At 52.5% G+C, this 17,303-nt stretch carries 17 protein-coding genes; 3 read left to right on the top strand and 14 right to left on the bottom strand.

All coding sequences use genetic code 11. The features are described from left to right. Nucleotides 1–17 precede the first annotated feature (17 nt). Both guaC and ACJHXA_RS12165 read right to left on the bottom strand, forming a co-directional pair. Nucleotides 18–1,061: a GMP reductase gene (gene guaC / locus ACJHXA_RS12170; RefSeq protein WP_001217338.1), complete on the bottom strand. Its 1,044-nt coding sequence runs from the start codon at nt 1,059–1,061 to the stop codon at nt 18–20. A gap of 155 nt (nt 1,062–1,216) precedes the next feature. Next, nucleotides 1,217–1,261, bottom strand: coding sequence for a protein YacM (locus ACJHXA_RS12165; RefSeq protein ID WP_120795372.1), 45 nt, complete (start codon nt 1,259–1,261; stop codon nt 1,217–1,219). Nucleotides 1,262–1,285: 24 nt separating this feature from the next. On the opposite strand from ACJHXA_RS12165, the gene coaE reads away from it, so the two are divergent. Genes coaE through yacG form a run of 3 tightly spaced genes read left to right on the top strand, consistent with a single transcriptional unit; the run spans nt 1,286 to nt 2,856 of the window. Then, nucleotides 1,286–1,906: a dephospho-CoA kinase gene (gene coaE / locus ACJHXA_RS12160; protein WP_001269527.1), complete on the top strand. Its 621-nt coding sequence runs from the start codon at nt 1,286–1,288 to the stop codon at nt 1,904–1,906. Next, nucleotides 1,906–2,649: a cell division protein ZapD gene (gene zapD, locus ACJHXA_RS12155; RefSeq protein WP_001194734.1), complete on the top strand. Its 744-nt coding sequence runs from the start codon at nt 1,906–1,908 to the stop codon at nt 2,647–2,649. Before coaE ends, zapD begins: the two co-directional genes overlap by 1 nt. A 9-nt stretch (nt 2,650–2,658) precedes the next feature. Then, nucleotides 2,659–2,856, top strand: coding sequence for a DNA gyrase inhibitor YacG (yacG, locus tag ACJHXA_RS12150; protein WP_000005042.1), 198 nt, complete (start codon nt 2,659–2,661; stop codon nt 2,854–2,856). Between the two features lie 99 nt (nt 2,857–2,955). Here the strand turns inward: yacG and mutT are convergent, their stop codons facing one another. From mutT to murD, 12 genes are all read right to left on the bottom strand, one after another. Next, nucleotides 2,956–3,345 carry an 8-oxo-dGTP diphosphatase MutT gene (mutT, locus tag ACJHXA_RS12145; protein ID WP_000736013.1) on the bottom strand — a complete coding sequence of 130 codons (390 nt, stop codon included), beginning with the start codon at nt 3,343–3,345 and terminating at the stop codon, nt 2,956–2,958. 59 nt (nt 3,346–3,404) lie between these two features. Then, entirely contained in the window at nt 3,405–6,110 is a 2,706-nt protein-coding gene (secA, locus tag ACJHXA_RS12140) for a preprotein translocase subunit SecA (RefSeq protein WP_000905789.1), read from the bottom strand. Nucleotides 6,111–6,171: 61 nt separating this feature from the next. Beyond that, complete coding sequence (gene secM, locus ACJHXA_RS12135; RefSeq protein ID WP_000014321.1) at nt 6,172–6,684, bottom strand: secA translation cis-regulator SecM; 513 nt, start codon at nt 6,682–6,684, stop codon at nt 6,172–6,174. A gap of 230 nt (nt 6,685–6,914) precedes the next feature. Further along, on the bottom strand, nt 6,915–7,832 hold the full coding sequence (gene lpxC, locus ACJHXA_RS12130) for a UDP-3-O-acyl-N-acetylglucosamine deacetylase (RefSeq protein WP_000595482.1): 918 nt from the start codon (nt 7,830–7,832) through the stop codon (nt 6,915–6,917). Between the two features lie 100 nt (nt 7,833–7,932). Continuing rightward, nucleotides 7,933–9,084, bottom strand: a complete 1,152-nt coding sequence (ftsZ, locus tag ACJHXA_RS12125; RefSeq protein ID WP_000462776.1) for a cell division protein FtsZ — start codon at nt 9,082–9,084, stop codon at nt 7,933–7,935. Nucleotides 9,085–9,144: 60 nt separating this feature from the next. Then, nucleotides 9,145–10,407, bottom strand: coding sequence for a cell division protein FtsA (gene ftsA, locus ACJHXA_RS12120; protein WP_000588474.1), 1,263 nt, complete (start codon nt 10,405–10,407; stop codon nt 9,145–9,147). Continuing rightward, nucleotides 10,404–11,234, bottom strand: a complete 831-nt coding sequence (ftsQ, locus tag ACJHXA_RS12115; RefSeq protein WP_000075744.1) for a cell division protein FtsQ — start codon at nt 11,232–11,234, stop codon at nt 10,404–10,406. The genes ftsA and ftsQ overlap by 4 nt, the downstream gene beginning before the upstream one ends. A gap of 1 nt (nt 11,235) precedes the next feature. Continuing rightward, nucleotides 11,236–12,156 carry a D-alanine--D-alanine ligase gene (gene ddlB / locus ACJHXA_RS12110; RefSeq protein WP_000130056.1) on the bottom strand — a complete coding sequence of 307 codons (921 nt, stop codon included), beginning with the start codon at nt 12,154–12,156 and terminating at the stop codon, nt 11,236–11,238. Next, the gene (murC, locus tag ACJHXA_RS12105) at nt 12,149–13,624 is read right to left on the bottom strand and encodes a UDP-N-acetylmuramate--L-alanine ligase (protein WP_001096048.1); all 1,476 of its coding nucleotides are present in this window, start codon (nt 13,622–13,624) and stop codon (nt 12,149–12,151) included. The genes ddlB and murC overlap by 8 nt, the downstream gene beginning before the upstream one ends. A 53-nt stretch (nt 13,625–13,677) precedes the next feature. Next, on the bottom strand, nt 13,678–14,745 hold the full coding sequence (gene murG, locus ACJHXA_RS12100; RefSeq protein ID WP_000016559.1) for an undecaprenyldiphospho-muramoylpentapeptide beta-N-acetylglucosaminyltransferase: 1,068 nt from the start codon (nt 14,743–14,745) through the stop codon (nt 13,678–13,680). Further along, nucleotides 14,742–15,986 (bottom strand): cell division protein FtsW, encoded by a 1,245-nt coding sequence (gene ftsW, locus ACJHXA_RS12095; RefSeq protein ID WP_001295532.1) that lies wholly within the window; start codon nt 15,984–15,986, stop codon nt 14,742–14,744. The genes murG and ftsW overlap by 4 nt, the downstream gene beginning before the upstream one ends. Beyond that, nucleotides 15,986–17,302 (bottom strand): UDP-N-acetylmuramoyl-L-alanine--D-glutamate ligase, encoded by a 1,317-nt coding sequence (murD, locus tag ACJHXA_RS12090; RefSeq protein ID WP_000796448.1) that lies wholly within the window; start codon nt 17,300–17,302, stop codon nt 15,986–15,988. Before murD ends, ftsW begins: the two co-directional genes overlap by 1 nt. Between the last annotated feature and the right edge of the window lies 1 nt (nt 17,303).

Genomic DNA, 17,303 nt, shown 5'->3' with positions numbered 1-17,303 from the left:
ACACCAGCGTTGGAAGATTACAGGTTGTTGAAGATGCGGTTTTCTTGTTCCTGCACACGGATAAATGTGGTGCGCTTGGTCAGTTCTTTCAGGCGTGAAGCCCCAACGTATGTACAAGCTGAACGCAGGCCGCCCAAAATATCACGCGCGGTATTTTCAACCGGGCCTCGCAGCGGCAGCTTAACGGTTTTACCTTCTGCTGCGCGATATTCCGCAACGCCGCCAACGTGACGTTTCATCGCAGACTCGGAGCTCATGCCGTAGAACAGCATAAATTTCTCGCCGTTCTCCTCAACGATGCGACCGCCGCTCTCTTCGTGGCCCGCCAGCATGCCGCCAAGCATGACGAAATCGGCACCGCCGCCAAAGGCTTTTGCGACATCGCCCGGCGTGGTGCAGCCACCGTCGCTGACGATCATTCCGCCCAGACCGTGCGCCGCATCGGCACATTCGATTACCGCAGAAAGCTGCGGATAACCGACGCCTGTTTTGACGCGAGTTGTACAAACAGAACCTGGGCCAATGCCAACTTTAACGATATCAGCACCGGAGAGGATAAGCTCCTCACACATTTCACCAGTCACTACGTTGCCAGCACAAATGGTTTTGGTCGGCCACGCTTCACGCGCTTTCGCAACGAACTGCACGAAGTGTTCGGAATAACCATTCGCCACATCAATACAAACGAAGTTTAATGCCGGGTTCAGGTCGAGAATCTGTTTAGTTTTTTCGAAATCCGCATCAGACGTACCGGTAGAAACCATCACATGTTTCAGCACATCAGCGGAAGAATTGTTGATAAACGCTTGCCACTCTTCGACAGAATAGTGTTTATGCACAGCAGTCAAAATATCAAAAGAAGCCAGCGCAGAGGCCATAGAAAATGTACCTACGGTGTCCATATTTGCGGCGATAATTGGCACGCCGGACCAGCTCTGACCTGAATGTTTGAAGGTGAATTGACGTTCCAGTTCAACATCGGAACGGCTTTTAAGAGTGGAGCGTTTAGGGCGGATGAGAACGTCTTTAAAACCTAACTTCAGATCTTCTTCAATACGCATGTGCGGATTCCTGGGGTTAATGGCTATAAGGGTAAGAGCGCAACTCCAGTGACGCTATCATACGCACTAATCAATGCGGCGCAAGACTGCGAAATTGTCTTTTTTTACGCTACAATCCCATAAATTTACCTGGTAAATAGTGAGCGAACGTTTCATCAATTTCGCTTTCGTGCGCTCATTTTTAACGTTTTGATAATCATGATGAATTCCCGGGAATATAAATTATGAGGTATATAGTTGCCTTAACGGGAGGCATTGGCAGTGGCAAGAGTACCGTTGCCAATGCGTTTGCTGATCTCGGAATTAACGTCATTGATGCCGATATTATTGCGCGTCAGGTGGTTGAACCTGGTGCACCTGCGCTACATGCCATTGCTGATCACTTTGGCGCTAACATGATTGCTGCTGATGGAACATTGCAGCGCCGGGCCTTGCGCGAGCGGATCTTCGCCAACCCGGAAGAGAAAAACTGGCTTAACGACCTGCTGCATCCGCTGATTCAGCAAGAGACGCAACACCAGATCCAGCAAGCAACTTCCCCCTATGTACTGTGGGTTGTGCCATTGCTGGTAGAAAACTCACTGTATAAAAAAGCGAATCGAGTGCTGGTGGTGGATGTCAGCCCAGAAACGCAACTTAAGCGCACCATGCAGCGCGATGATGTAACTCGCGAACATGTCGAACAAATCCTTGCTGCTCAGGCAACGCGCGAAGCCCGCCTTGCCGTGGCAGATGACGTCATTGATAATAACGGCGCACCGGATGCTATCGCATCGGATGTTGCCCGCCTGCACGCACACTATTTGCAGCTTGCGTCGCAGTTTGTCTCACAGGAAAAACCGTAATGCAGACCCAGGTCCTTTTTGAACATCCACTAAATGAAAAAATGCGTACATGGCTGCGCATTGAGTTTTTGATTCAGCAACTCACCGTTAATTTACCCATCGTTGACCACGCTGGCGCGCTGCATTTCTTCCGTAATGTCAGTGAATTACTGGATGTTTTCGAGCGCGGCGAAGTCCGCACTGAGCTGTTGAAAGAACTTGACCGGCAGCAACGTAAACTCCAGACCTGGATTGGCGTGCCTGGCGTGGACCAGAGCCGTATTGAAGCATTAATTCAGCAGTTAAAAGCGGCGGGGAGCGTATTAATTTCCGCGCCGCGTATCGGGCAATTTCTGCGTGAAGATCGTTTGATTGCTCTGGTGCGTCAGCGACTGAGCATCCCAGGCGGCTGTTGCAGCTTTGATTTACCTACATTGCACATTTGGCTGCATCTACCCCAGGCGCAGCGCGACAGCCAGGTAGAAACCTGGATTGCCAGCCTGAACCCGCTCACCCAGGCACTTACCATGGTGCTGGATTTAATTCGCCAGTCGGCCCCCTTCCGTAAACAAACCAGCCTGAATGGTTTTTATCAGGATAACGGTGGCGATGCCGACTTGCTGCGCCTGAATCTGTCGCTCGATTCACAGCTTTATCCGCAAATTTCCGGACATAAGAGCCGTTTTGCCATTCGTTTTATGCCGCTGGACACTGAAAACGGACAGGTACCGGAACGTCTGGATTTCGAACTGGCCTGTTGCTAAGGAGTGAAAATGTCAGAAACTATTACGGTGAATTGCCCAACCTGCGGGAAAACGGTGGTGTGGGGTGAAATCAGCCCGTTTCGGCCATTTTGCTCCAAACGTTGTCAGCTGATCGACCTCGGAGAATGGGCTGCTGAAGAAAAACGAATCCCCAGCAGTGGCGATCTTTCCGAAAGCGATGACTGGAGCGAAGAGCCAAAGCAGTGACATTTGTCTGATGCCGCACGTAGGCCTGATAAGACGCGGACAGCGTCGCATCAGGCATCTTGTGCAAATGTCGGATGCGGCGTGAACGCCTTATCCGACCTACAGACGCTTAAGCTTCGCAATTACCGGTTCATTGGCTGGCGGAAAATCATCGGCATTAAGACCGACTAGCGACATCCACTCACCGGGTTGCCCTTCTTTACCCCACGGCTCCCCTTCCCAGCTTTCGACCAGCCAGAACCACAGAGTTATATGCCTGTCCGGGAATTCATATTCCAGTTTTTCAAATAGCGAAAAATGTTGTGGGGTAATCCCGACTTCTTCCTGAAGTTCACGCACCACCGCCTGTTCCGGCGTTTCGCCCATTTCAATTTTACCGCCGGGAAACTCCAGTTTATTCGCCATGTGCGCATCTGCTGCGCGACGCGTTATAAAGATTTCATTGTTCTCGTTGCGAATAATACCTACCGCAATTTGCAGCTTTTTCATTGTCTTAAACCTATAAAAAAGGCGCAGAATCCTGCGCCTTTTACTTCAACTGTTAGCTTTTATTGCAGGCGACCATGGCACTGCTTGTATTTTTTACCAGAACCGCACGGGCAAGGATCGTTACGTCCTACTTTGCGCTCACCGGTTTGCGCCGCCAGTGCAGCTGCGGCTGCAGAGTCGTCATCCTGATGGCTAAGCTGCTGCATTTGCGCTAAACGCTCGGCTTCCATACGACGCTGTTGTTCCAGCTCCTCAACCTCTTCAGGCATACGTACCTGGACTTTGCTCAGCGTGCTGATAACTTCATATTTTAACGACTCCAGCATCGCTGCAAACATGGAGAACGATTCACGTTTGTATTCCTGCTTCGGATCTTTCTGTGCATAGCCACGCAGGTGGATACCCTGACGCAGATAGTCCATCGCTGCCAGGTGCTCTTTCCACAGGGAGTCAAGCGTTTGCAGCATGACGCCTTTCTCGAAGTGACGCATCATCTCAGCACCAACCACTTCTTCTTTACGCTGATACACTTCGATGGACTGCGCCAGAATGCGCTCACGCAGCGTCTCTTCATGCAGTTCTGGTTCTTTATCCAGCCACTCGGCAATTGGTAAATCGAGGTCGAAATCGTTCTTCAGACGTTCCTGCAGCCCCGGAATATCCCACATTTCTTCCAGCGACTGTGGCGGAATGTAGGCATCAATGGTGGCTTTGAACACATCTTCACGAATGCTGTTGATGGTTTCGCTCACATCGCTGACATCCAGCAGTTCGTTACGCTGGGAGTAAATGGCGCGACGCTGATCGTTAGCCACGTCATCATATTCCAGCAGTTGCTTACGAATGTCGAAGTTACGGCTTTCAACTTTACGCTGGGCGTTGGCAATCGCTTTAGTCACCCACGGGTGTTCAATGGCTTCGCCTGGCTTCATACCCAGTTTACGCATCATGCCGGATACTCGGTCGGAAGCAAAAATACGCATCAGCGCATCTTCCATCGACAGGTAGAAACGGGAAGAACCAGCATCCCCCTGACGACCAGAACGACCGCGCAACTGGTTATCGATACGACGGGATTCGTGACGCTCGGTACCGATGATATGCAGGCCACCTGCTTCCAGTACCGCATCGTGACGTACCTGCCAGTCGGCTTTAATTTTTTCAATTTGCTCTGCGGTCGGATTTTCCAGCGCGGCAACTTCTGCCTGCCAGCTACCACCGAGCACAATATCTGTACCACGACCCGCCATATTGGTCGCGATAGTCACCGCAGCCGGATAACCTGCCTGAGCAACAATCGCCGCTTCGTTGGCGTGGAATTTGGCGTTCAGGACGTTGTGCTTAATACCGGCTTTGGTCAGTTCGTTTGACACCAGCTCCGATTTTTCGATGGAGATAGTACCCACCAGCACCGGCTGGCCTTTCGCAGTACGTTCTTTGATATCTTCAATGATCGCCTGAATTTTTTCCGCTTCAGTCATGTAGACCAGGTCCGGCAGATCTTTACGAATCATTGGACGGTTGGTCGGAACAACGACGGTATCCAGCTTGTAGATGGAGCTAAATTCGAAAGCTTCGGTATCAGCAGTACCGGTCATCCCCGCCAGTTTTTCATACAGACGGAAGTAGTTCTGGAAGGTGATCGAAGCCAGCGTTTGGTTTTCGTTCTGGATCTGCACACCTTCTTTCGCTTCCACAGCCTGGTGCAGACCATCGGACCAGCGACGGCCCTGCATGGTACGACCGGTGTGTTCGTCAACGATGATAACTTCACCATCTTTAACGATGTAGTCGACGTCGCGGGTAAACAGCGCATGAGCGCGCAGCGCCGCCGTTACGTGGTGCATCAGCATGATGTTGGCCGGAGAGTACAGAGACTCCCCTTCATCCATGATGCCCTCTTTCACCAGCAGTTCTTCAATCAGCACCAGACCACGTTCGGTCAGGTTCACCTGGCGAGATTTTTCGTCCACCGAGAAGTGGCCTTCGCCCTGGAAGGTTTCGGAGTCTTCTTTTTCCTGACGGATCAGGTGCGGAATAATTTTATTCACGCGTTTATACATTTCCGAGCTGTCTTCTGCCGGGCCGGAAATGATCAGCGGTGTACGCGCTTCATCGATCAGGATGGAGTCCACTTCGTCCACCAGCGCATAGTGCAGTTTACGCTGTACACGTTCTTCAGGGCTGAACGCCATATTGTCGCGCAGGTAGTCAAAGCCGTATTCGTTGTTCGTACCGTAAGTGATGTCAGCTGCGTAAGCTTCGCGCTTTGCCGGTGCTGGCATGCCCGGCAGGTTGATACCGACAGTCAGGCCAAGGAATTCAAACAGCGGACGGTTGTTTTCGGCGTCACGTTGCGCCAGGTAGTCGTTGACGGTAACTACGTGCACGCCTTTACCGGTTAGTGCGTTCAGGTAAGCAGGCAGCGTTGCGGTCAGGGTTTTACCTTCACCGGTACGCATTTCGGCGATGCAGCGTTCGTTAAGAACCATACCGCCGAGTAACTGAACGTCGAAGTGACGCATACCAAAGACGCGCTTACTTGCCTCACGTACCACGGCGAAAGCTTCCGGGATCAGATTTTCCAGCACTTCGCCTTTTTCCAGACGTGCACGAAACTCTGCGGTTTTCCCTTTCAGTTCTTCGTCGGAGAGTTTTTCCATCTCCGGTTCCATGGCATTGATGATGTTGACCACTTTGCGCATCCGGCGCAGGGTGCGATCGTTACGACTACCGAAAACTTTAGTTAACAATTTGATTAGCATAATAAAATCTCAAACGCCCCGCGTTGCGGAGTTAATAAAATGAAGTAAAGGTTTATTGTTGTTAGGTGAGGCGTTGAGGGCCAGCACGGATGCCTTGCGCCTGGCTTATCCAGACGGGCGTGCTGAATTTTGCTTGTGGGGTAAAATGCGCATAATCAATGCGATAACCCTTTTCAGACGGCGTGCCTTCCTGGGTCAGCAGCGCGCTGAGCGTATCCAGTAATGCAAGATGTTGCGCCTGAAGAGGCAAAGATTCTTCAGCAACGGGCAGTGTTTGCGGTGCCATTGCGAAAGAAAGATGACGGATTACCGTGCGAATGGCATGTTGATGCCAGTAATCAACGGAATAGTTCGAATTCGGGCGGCGTGTGTTCGCTTCCAGCAAGGCCAATTGACCAAAGTTAACTTTGGCTGAAGGCTCGTGGTTGCGGGTTGTCGCTTTTGCGGGCGCGTTTGGTTCGGCGGCGTTGCTGAGCGCAGGCAAACCTAAACTCGCCGCAACCATCCCTAATAAGAGATGCGGCCAGAAGTAGCGTTTACCAAACTGTCGCCAGCGCGTCAGTATTCCACTCACGTTATTGCCATCCCGATCGTATTCAAACGTATTTAGCGCACAAATCTTATCATTAAAGCCTGCAGTCCACAGCACGAATGAAGATAAGTTGTGCGGAAAAGTGCTTAAGAAAACAGCGTTCGCACCGTTTTTTATAGCTCTTATAAAATTCAAAAAAAAACGACTGGTTCACCTGGCCGGAGAGAGTGCCAGATTTGCCAGTCGAATTTTATACGACAGTATAAATGTCGTTATGCCAGTACAGCTGAAGGCGCTTTGAAGGCCAACGGCAGTTCTGCGTCGTCCTGGAAGGTCACATATTCCCAGGCTTCCTGTTTCGCCAGGACAGCCTGCAGCAGTTTGTTATTCAGTGCATGACCGGATTTATAAGCGGTAAATGCACCAATAATATTGTGACCACACATGAACAAGTCACCGATCGCATCGAGCATTTTGTGACGCACAAATTCGTCTTCAAAACGCAGGCCGTCTTCGTTCAGTACGCGATAATCGTCAACAACGATGGCACAATCGAAGCTGCCGCCCAGGCACAAACCACGGGACTGCAGATATTCGATATCACGCATGAAACCGAACGTACGCGCACGGCTGATCTGGCGCATAAACGCATCAGCGGAGAAGTTCATCGCATAGCGCTGGTTGCTGGAATCAATAGCCGGATGGTTAAAATCGATGGTGAAATCCAGCGAAAAACCATTGTACGGCTTAAATTCAGCCCACTTATCGCCATCTTCGACACGAACAGTCTCTTTGATGCGAACAAATTTTTTGGCGCAGTTCAACTCGTCGATACCGGCGTCAAGCAGCAGGTATACAAACGGAGCGGCGCTGCCGTCCATGATCGGGATTTCCGGCGCGTTAACTTCGATAACAATGTTATCGATGCCCAAGCCCGCGAGAGCAGCATTGAGGTGCTCTACGGTTGAAATCCGTACATCATGCTCGTTGACCAGACACGTACAGAGCATGGTATCACGCACAGATTTGGCATCGGCCGGGAAATCTACCGGTGGATTCAAGTCGGTGCGACGATAGATGACCCCGGTGTTGGCCGGCGCAGGGCGTAACGTCAGGGTGACTTTCTTGCCGGTATGTAAACCGACACCCGTCGCCTGAACGATACGTTTAAGTGTCCTTTGTTTGATCATCGTATTATCTCGCCAAATTACCTATCCAACCGAAGTGTACTATACATTCGGCGGGCCAGTTTAGCACAAAGAGCCTCGAAACCCAAATTCCAGTCAATTCTTAATCAGCTTGCTTACGCAGGAATGCTGGGATATCCAGATAATCCGGCTCTTTCGCAGTTTGCGGCGCATTGTCATTCACGACTTTAGCAACCGGCTTCTGCTCCTGGGTCAGCGGAGCCATCCCATGCTGCTGGTAGCGATCCATCACTGGCTGCTGAACCTGCTTATTGGTCACCAGAGTGATTTCAGGACGTTTGTCCATGCCGATACCTGTCGCAACAACGGTTACGCGCAGCTCGTCATTCATATCCGGGTCAAGAGAAGTACCGATAACCACAGTCGCGTTGTCGGAAGCAAATGCACGGATGGTGTTACCTACCGTTTCGAACTCATCCAGACGCAGGTCGAAGCCCGCCGTGATGTTAACCAGCACGCCGCGCGCGCCAGACAGGTCGATATCTTCCAGCAGCGGAGAAGAGATAGCCATTTCAGCAGCTTCTTCCGCACGGTCTTCACCGCTCGCCACGCCAGAACCCATCATTGCGTAGCCCATCTCAGACATTACGGTGCGTACGTCTGCAAAGTCCACGTTCATCAAACCCGGACGAGTAATCAGTTCAGCGATACCTTGCACAGCGCCTTTCAGTACATCGTTCGCTGCGCCAAACGCATCCAGCAGGGAGATACCGCGGCCCAGAACTTTCAGCAGTTTGTCGTTCGGGATAGTGATCAGAGAGTCCACATGCTTGGACAGTTCAGTGATCCCCTGCTCCGCGAATGCCATACGCTTCTTGCCTTCAAAGTTGAAAGGCTTAGTGACGACAGCAACGGTCAGGATACCCAAATCTTTTGCCACTTCAGCGACGACTGGTGCTGCACCTGTACCGGTACCACCACCCATACCCGCAGCAATAAAGACCATGTCTGCACCTTCCAGCGCCGCACGCAATGCATCGCGATCCTCATCAGCCGCATTGCGGCCAACTTCTGGATTAGCGCCAGCGCCCAGTCCTTTGGTGATACCGCTACCGATTTGAATCGTCTGTCCAACCGCTGTTTTACGCAGCGCTTGTGCATCGGTATTTACCGCGAAGAATTCAACACCTTCAATGCGCTCGCGCACCATGTGTTCAACAGCATTACCGCCGCCGCCGCCGACGCCGATGACTTTAATCACCGCGTCATTGGTAAGTTCCATTGGTTCAAACATAGTTTCTCTCCGATTTGTGCCTGTCGCCTGAGGCCGTAATCATCGTCGGCCTCATAAAAATTAAAACTCTTTTCGCAGCCAACTATTGAGTCGCTTGATCCACGAGCCAACTGATGCTGTAACACGTTTTTCTACTTCAGCTTCACCGTTAAGATGTGACTCTTTCCCATAGTGAAGCAATCCCACCGCCGTCGAATAATACGGCTCCTGAGCATAATCCGTTAAACCGGTAATGTTCAGCGGCGCGCCGATACGCACTTGCGTATGAAACACGCGCTGAGCACAGGCTGCAAGACCTTCGATCTGCGCTGCGCCACCGGTTAATACAATGCCTGCCGCCAGGTGATGTTTAACCCCTTGTTGGCGAAGCTTTTCCTGCAACTGCAATATCTCTTCGTTGACCAGGTTGAGCAGCTCGGTATAGCGCGGCTCGATCACCTCTGCCAGGGTCTGACGTTGCAGACTCCGTGGCGGACGACCGCCTACGCTCGGCACTTCCACGCTCTCATCTTTTCCAACGATGGAACCCAGCGCACAACCGTGGCGAACTTTAATCGCTTCGGCGTCGCTTGGCGGCGTGCCAAAGGCGTAAGCGATATCACTGGTCACGACATTGCCAGCATAAGGAATTACCTTAGTGTGGCGCAATGCCCCACCGGTATAAACGGCGATATCCATTGTACCACCACCGATATCGACGACGCAGACACCCAGTTCACGTTCATCTTCCGTCAATACCGAATAACTTGATGCCAGTCCGGCAAATATCAGTTGGTCAACTTTCAGCCCACAACGTTCAACCGCTTTGACGATGTTTTTCGCCATATCGTTGTGACATGTGATCAGGTGCACTTTTGCCTGCATCCGCACGCCCGAAAGTCCTACCGGATTCTTGATCCCTTCCTGATAGTCAATCGCATACTCTTGCGGGATCACATGCAGCACACGATGTTCATCGCGCACACGCACCGATTTCGCGGTATGGACGACGTTTTCCACATCTTCTTGCGTCACTTCTTCTTCAGAAATAGGCACCATACCAATTTCATTCTGGCAGCTGATGTGCTTACCAGAAAGCGCCAGATATACCGAAGAGATCTGACAATCTGCCATCAATTCTGCCTGGTCAATGGCGCGTTGTACGCACTTGACCACGGATTCGAGGTCGTTCACCCCGCCTTTATCCATACCACGTGACGGGCAGCTGCCCACGCCAATGATATTGACCATACCGTCGGGCAGAACTTCCCCTACTAAAGCGGCAACCTTCGCGGTACCAATCTCCAGTCCTACTACCAGTTTTCTGTCCGTCGCCTTGATCATTGTTGTTCTGCCTGTGCCTGATTTTGTTGCTGAGTAGATTCCTCTGGCGGCAAGGGCGCCCAGCCTACTGCCGCTCCAGAGTCATAACGCAAATCAACGTAGCTAATCCGTTTGCCATCGGTTTGCGCCTGCTGCTGTAAAACCGGATAAAGTTCTACAAAGCGAGCCAAACGTTTCATCGTATCGCCCCGGCCAAGATTGAGCTTAATATCGTTATTCAGCGTCAACTGCCAGGAACGCCGCGCGGTCATCGCCGCTTCCTTCAGAGTAAATCTGTCCTTTGCCAGCATCTGCCCCATTTCGCGATAGCCCTGCAACACTTCATTGGCGCTGCCTTCCGGGCCATACAGCATTGGAAGCACCTGCTTGCTGGTGCGATCTGGCGGCACGCTGAAGGTGTTTCCTTCCGCGTCTACCATGTGTTGATCATTCCACCGCGCAATCGGCACATATTCAACCAGATGAATCTTCAATTCATCAGGCCACTGCTTTCTGACGCTCACCTGCTTAATCCACGGCAGGCGTTGTTCTATTTGCGTCTGGATGATGTTGACATCCTGGGTCATAAAGGTACCCGGCTCACCCAATGCCAGGATCGACTGCCGGATATCGTCATTACGCGTGTAATGGCGTTCACCGGTCAACACCAGCTTTGAGAGCGGCAGGCGTTGCGCATCTTCCATCCAGCCCAACACGACCCAGCCGCTCACCAACACTGTCGTTAAAACGGTCAGCAGGAAAAGGATCCCCGCCAGACGCGTTCCATTATTGCGGCGAGAAGAAACCTCTTCTTCGCTATTTCGCGTGTTCAGAGCAGCCTGCGACATATTAGTCCGCCAGTTCCAGAATTCGTACTACCAACTGCGAGAAGCTCATACCTGCCTGACGTGCCGCCATCGGCACCAGGCTGTGGCTGGTCATACCCGGTGAGGTATTGGCTTCCAGCAGATAAAACTGTCCATCGCTGTCCAGCATAACGTCAATACGTCCCCATCCTTTGCAACCTAACGTCGTCCATGCTTTCAGCACTAATGCCTGCAAATTGGCCTCTTGTGACGCTTCCAGACCTGCGGGGCAGAAATACTGTGTCTCATCAGAGAGATACTTCGCCTCATAATCATAGAAGGTTCCGGACGGTTGAATACGTATTGACGGTAAAATTTCTTCACCGAGTATCGCAACCGTGAACTCCGGCCCACTTAGCCATTTTTCAATCAATACTTCTTCATCGTGCTGAAATGCCAATCTTAATGCATCTTGTAGAGCATTTTCTGCTACTACTTTTGACATTCCCACACTGGAACCTTCGCGGCTCGGCTTAACGATAACCGGCAAACCCAGAGCAGAAATTTCTGCTAACTGCTTATCGCTCAGGCCTTTTTCAAACTCTGCGCGGGTTAACGCTACCCACGGCGCGACCGGTAAACCGGCACCTTGCCACAGCAGTTTGCTGCGTAGTTTATCCATTGAAAGCGCAGATGCCATCACTCCGCTGCCGGTATAAGGCAAGCCCATCAGCTCGAGCATGCCCTGCAGCGTACCATCTTCACCGCCGCGACCGTGTAGCGCGATAAACACTTTCTGAAAACCCATCGACTTCAGTTGCGTCACGTCGACTTCTTTCGGGTCGACAGGATACGCATCAATACCGCCTTCACGCAGCCCGGCTAACACCGCTGCGCCAGAATTCAGAGAAACTTCCCGCTCAGCGGAAGTCCCGCCCAACAGGACCGCGATTTTATCAGTCATGTTGTTCTTCCTCCGGAGTTTGCGGCTTCAGTTTGATTTCAGCTAAAGAACGGGCAATTTTTCCGATATTACCAGCCCCCTGAACGAGAATCAGGTCGTTACCGGTTAATACCGGTGCCAGCATCTCGGCTACCTGCGCAGGGTCCGGCACCAGAATGGGATCAATTTTCCCACGTCCACGAATTGTGCGACACAGCGAACGGCTGTCCGCTCCCGGAATTGGCGCTTCGCCAGCCGGATACACTTCCAGCATCAACAGGGTATCAACCTGCGTCAGCACATTGGCGAAATCATCATACAGGTCGCGCGTACGGGTAAAACGGTGCGGCTGAAACAGCATTACCAGGTTTTTATCCGGCCAGCCTGCGCGCGCCGCTTTAATGGTGGCGTCAACTTCCGTCGGGTGGTGGCCGTAGTCATCGACCAGCATTGCCGTACCGCTTTTACCATTCACTGGCTCCAGCGGGAATTCACCGAGGAAATCAAAACGGCGCCCAGTCCCCTGGAAGCTCTCCAGCGCACGTAAAATAGCCTCGTCATCAATTCCCTCTTCCGTAGCAACCGCAACCGCAGCTGCGGCGTTCAGCGCGTTATGACGACCTGGCGCATTCAGGGTGACGCGCATCGGCTCTTTGTCCTGGCGCAGCAGCGTAAAGTGCCCCTGCGGGCCAATCTGCTGATAATCTTCTACACGCACGTCGGCATCTTCGCTGAAGCCGTAAGTCGTGGTCTGACGTCCCACTCGCGGTAACAATTCGCGGATCACCGGATCATCAACACACATCACCGCACGACCGTAAAACGGCAGGTTGTGCAGAAAATTAATAAAAGTCTGTTTTAAATTCTCAAAGTCGCCCTGGTAGGTATCCATGTGGTCGGCTTCGATATTGGTGACAATCGCCACCATCGGTTGCAGATGCAGGAACGATGCATCACTCTCATCTGCTTCGGCAATCAGGTACCGACCATGCCCCAAACGCGCATGAACCCCCGCCGCTTTTACCAGCCCGCCGTTAACGAAGGTTGGGTCGAGCCCCGCTTCTGCGTAGATGCTGGAAACCATCGCGGTGGTTGTCGTTTTGCCGTGCGTTCCTGCAATGGCGATGCCATGACGAAAACGCATTAACTCAGCCAGCATTTCGGCACGACGGATCACCGGAATACGCGCTTCATGAGCTGCGACAATTTCCGGGTTATCGGCAGAAATGGCGCTGGAAACAACGACCACGCTGGCATCACGTACGTTTTCCGGGCGATGGTTGAAATAAATCGTCGCTCCCAGATTCATTAACTGCTGCGTGACCGGATTTGGCGCTAAATCGGAACCACTGATCTGATAACCTTCATTGGCCAGAACTTCGGCAATACCGCCCATACCGGCACCACCGATGCCGACAAAATGTATGTGCCGAACGCGACGCATTTCGGGCACGATGGAACGCAGTTTTGCCAATTGTTGTGTATTCATTCTTTACGCCATTAACTTCTTAAATTCATACGATGCAAAAGGCATCGCTACAATTACGCCCGGGCAGCCCGGCTCACTTCATTTGCCACTCGCTCGGTGGCATCCGGAATGGATGCAGCGCGGGCGCGTTCTGCCATGGTTAATAAGGTTTCTCGCGACCACCCGGCCAGGGTGTTGGCGACAGCATCCACGCTAAGCTGTGGCTGCTCGATAATTTTGGCTGCGCCCGCTTTTTCCAGCGGTAGCGCATTCCAGTATTGCTGGCGGTCTTTATGTTGAAACGGCACAAACAACGCCGGTAGTCCTGCCGCGGCGATTTCACTCACCGTTAAAGCACCGGAGCGGCAAACGACGACATCCGCCCACGCATACGCCGCCGCCATATCATCAATAAATTCCGTCACTTTATGCTGCGGTTGCCCCGCTTCGGCATACGCCTGTTCAACGGATTGTTGCGAACCTTTACCGCTCTGATGCCAGATAGTGACTGAATCACCCAGTTTCGCAGCAACCTGCGGCATTGTCTGGTTAAGAATGCGTGCGCCCTGGGAACCACCCACTACCAGCACACGAACCGGACCTTCACGTCCAGCCAAACGTTGCTGCGGCAACGGCAGCGCCAGCACATCGGTACGCACCGGGTTACCCACCACTTCCGCATTAGGGAAAGCGCCTGGAAACGCCTGCATCACTTTGGTGGCAATCTTCGCCAGCCATTTATTGGTTAAGCCCGCAATACCGTTTTGTTCATGAAGTACAACCGGAATGCCTAACGACCACGCGGCCAGACCACCTGGACCTGATACATAGCCGCCCATACCGAGTACCACGTCAGGTTTGTACGCTTTCATAATCGCCCGCGCCTGACGCCAGGCGTTGAAGATACGCAGCGGCGCAGCTATCAGTGCTTTTATACCTTTTCCACGCAGACCAGAGATACGAATGAAATCAATTTCGATGCCATGTTTTGGCACTAAGTCCGCTTCCATACGGTCGGCAGTCCCCAGCCAGCGAACTTGCCAACCCTGAGCCATTAGATGGTGCGCAACCGCCAGTCCCGGGAATACATGTCCACCGGTTCCGCCTGCCATCACCATTAATCGCTTTCCTTGACCACTCATCGTGAACCTCGTACAAACGCCTGCGCTTTCTCCAGACGCGTTTCATAATCAATACGCAACAGCATCATGATGGCTGTCGACATAATCAGTAAGCTCGAACCACCGTAACTGATCAGCGGCAATGTCAGACCTTTGGTCGGTAACATCCCCGCCGCCGCGCCTACGTTAACCAGCGCCTGGAAGCTAAACCAGATGCCAATAGAACAGGCGAGAAAACCGGAAAAACGGTGGTCAATTTCTAACGCTTTGCGGCCAATCGACATCGCGCGAAAAGCGACGAAGAATACCATTAAAAGTGCCAGCACCACACCGACATACCCCAGTTCTTCGCCGATAATGGCGAAAATAAAGTCAGTGTGCGCTTCCGGCAGATACTCCAGTTTTTGTACCGAGTTACCTAAACCTTGTCCCCAAAGTTCGCCGCGACCAAACGCCATCAGCGATTGCGTTAACTGATAGCCGCTGCCAAAGGGATCTTCCCACGGGTTCCAGAATGCGGTAACACGGCGGATACGGTACGGTTCGGCGAGTATCAGCAACACAACCGCTGAAATGCCCATACCGATAATGGCAATGAACTGCCACAATTTCGCTCCCGCCAGGAACAACATCGCCAGCGTAGTCACAAACAACACCACCACCGTACCAAGGTCTGGCTGTGCCAGCAGTAACACTGCCAACACCAGAATCACGCCCATCGGTTTCAGGAAGCCGCGCAGGTTATTACGTACTTCGTCGCCTTTACGCACCAGATAGTTGGCGATATAACAAAACAGCGACAGTTTTGTCAGCTCCGCAGGCTGGATACGCAGCAAACCGAGATCGATCCAACGCGATGCCCCTTTAACCGAGCTACCCACTACCAGCACGATCATCAGCAGGATGATAGATCCGAGCAGCATCGTGGCACTGTAGCGTTGCCAGAACTCCATCGGCAGACGCAGCGTAATGATCGCCAGAATGAATGCCAGGATCAGATAGACGCCATCACGCTTCGCGAAGAAGAACGGATCGTTGGTTAAGCGTTGCCCTATGGGCATTGACGCCGAGGTCACCATGATAAAGCCAATCGCCGCAAGGCCGAAGGTCAGCCACAGTAAGGTGCGATCGTACATGATCAGGCTGTCGGTATCTTTTTCCCGCGAGCCCATCACCCAGCCTTTTAGCGCCGTGGAGATCCAGACCAGGATACTGAATCCTGGCAGGCGCGGCATTTTCAGGCGAGGGAGAGATAAACGCATCAACCTAACTCCTTCGCCAGACGGGCAAACTCATTGCCTCGTTGTTCAAAGTTCTTGAACTGATCAAGGCTGGCACAGGCCGGGGAGAGCAGAACCATATCGCCCGGCTGAACACGCGGAGCCAGCAAGCGCATCGCCTGTTCCATAGTTTCGGTTTGTTCTGCCACTTCCGGGCGTAGCGCCGCCAGCTGCGCACCGTCACGACCAAAACAGTACAAACGCACGTTGTCGCCATTCAGATAGCGCGCCAGTGGACTGAAGTCCGCCGATTTACCATCGCCGCCCAGCAACAAATGCAGCGTGCCGTCTACCTGCAAGCCATTCAACGCCGCTTCCGTACTGCCGACGTTAGTGGCTTTCGAATCGTTAATCCAGCGTACGCCATTGTGCTCCAGCACCACTTCAAAGCGATGCGGCAGACCGGTGAAGGTGGTTAACGCTTTCAGGCTGCTGGCGCGCGGCAAACCAGCTGCGTCTGCCAGTGCCAGTGCTGCCAGCGCATTGGTGTAGTTATGCTGCCCGGAAAGTTTCATCTCTTTCACGTTCAGCACTTTCTCGCCTTTCACTCGCAGCCAGGTTTCTCCCTGCTGATGATTCAGGTGATAGTCACCCATGTTGACGCCAAAGCTGACGCAGCGTTCATCAGCACCGCGAATCGGCATTGTTAAGGCATCATCAGCATTGACGACACAAACTTTCGCATTTTCGTAAATACGCAATTTTGCCGCACGGTATTGCTGCAAACCAAACGGATAGCGGTCCATATGATCTTCAGTCACGTTCAGAATGGTCGCCGCCACCGCCTGTAAGCTGGAAGTGGTTTCCAGCTGGAAGCTCGACAGTTCCAGCACGTACAGTTCGCACTCAGCATCAAGCAGCATCAACGCTGGCAGGCCAATATTGCCACCCACACCAACGTTAACCCCCGCCGCTTTCGCCATTTCACCCACTAGCGTGGTGACCGTGCTTTTGCCGTTAGAACCGGTAATCGCCACAATCGGTGCTTGTGCTTCGCGGCAGAACAGCTCGATATCGCCAACGATTTCGATTCCGGCATCAGCGGCAGCGCTTAAGGATGGATGCGCCAGTGCAATACCGGGACTGGCGACAATCAGATCTGCCGCCATCAGCCATTCATCATTCAGACTGCCCGTGTGGCGTTCTACGGCTTCGGGTAATTTATCCAGGCCAGGCGGTGTCATACGCGTATCCATAACGCGCGGCGTCAGACCGCGAGCGAGGAAAAAGTCCACGCAGGAAAGCCCAGTGAGGCCCAGGCCGATAATGACGACATTTTTACCCTGATAATCAGCCATG

This window comes from Escherichia sp. WS33 (assembly GCF_046486385.1).
Taxonomy (GTDB): Bacteria; Pseudomonadota; Gammaproteobacteria; order Enterobacterales; family Enterobacteriaceae; genus ECMA0423.
Note: the sequence above shows the minus strand (reverse complement) of the source record. Positions and strands in the feature narration are given on the sequence as shown.

Excerpts from the sequence above, each read along its gene's own strand:
- ddlB (WP_000130056.1), bottom strand. The coding sequence starts at position 12,156 with ATGACTGATAAAATCGCGGTCCTGTTGGGCGGGACTTCCGCTGAGCGG.
- murG (WP_000016559.1), bottom strand. The coding sequence starts at position 14,745 with ATGAGTGGTCAAGGAAAGCGATTAATGGTGATGGCAGGCGGAACCGGT.
- yacG (WP_000005042.1), top strand. The coding sequence starts at position 2,659 with ATGTCAGAAACTATTACGGTGAATTGCCCAACCTGCGGGAAAACGGTG.
- mutT (WP_000736013.1), bottom strand. The coding sequence starts at position 3,345 with ATGAAAAAGCTGCAAATTGCGGTAGGTATTATTCGCAACGAGAACAAT.
- murD (WP_000796448.1), bottom strand. The coding sequence starts at position 17,302 with ATGGCTGATTATCAGGGTAAAAATGTCGTCATTATCGGCCTGGGCCTC.
- lpxC (WP_000595482.1), bottom strand. The coding sequence starts at position 7,832 with ATGATCAAACAAAGGACACTTAAACGTATCGTTCAGGCGACGGGTGTC.
- ftsZ (WP_000462776.1), bottom strand. The coding sequence starts at position 9,084 with ATGTTTGAACCAATGGAACTTACCAATGACGCGGTGATTAAAGTCATC.
- zapD (WP_001194734.1), top strand. The coding sequence starts at position 1,906 with ATGCAGACCCAGGTCCTTTTTGAACATCCACTAAATGAAAAAATGCGT.
- coaE (WP_001269527.1), top strand. The coding sequence starts at position 1,286 with ATGAGGTATATAGTTGCCTTAACGGGAGGCATTGGCAGTGGCAAGAGT.
- ftsA (WP_000588474.1), bottom strand. The coding sequence starts at position 10,407 with ATGATCAAGGCGACGGACAGAAAACTGGTAGTAGGACTGGAGATTGGT.
- ftsQ (WP_000075744.1), bottom strand. The coding sequence starts at position 11,234 with ATGTCGCAGGCTGCTCTGAACACGCGAAATAGCGAAGAAGAGGTTTCT.
- murC (WP_001096048.1), bottom strand. The coding sequence starts at position 13,624 with ATGAATACACAACAATTGGCAAAACTGCGTTCCATCGTGCCCGAAATG.
- ftsW (WP_001295532.1), bottom strand. The coding sequence starts at position 15,986 with ATGCGTTTATCTCTCCCTCGCCTGAAAATGCCGCGCCTGCCAGGATTC.
- secA (WP_000905789.1), bottom strand. The coding sequence starts at position 6,110 with ATGCTAATCAAATTGTTAACTAAAGTTTTCGGTAGTCGTAACGATCGC.
- guaC (WP_001217338.1), bottom strand. The coding sequence starts at position 1,061 with ATGCGTATTGAAGAAGATCTGAAGTTAGGTTTTAAAGACGTTCTCATC.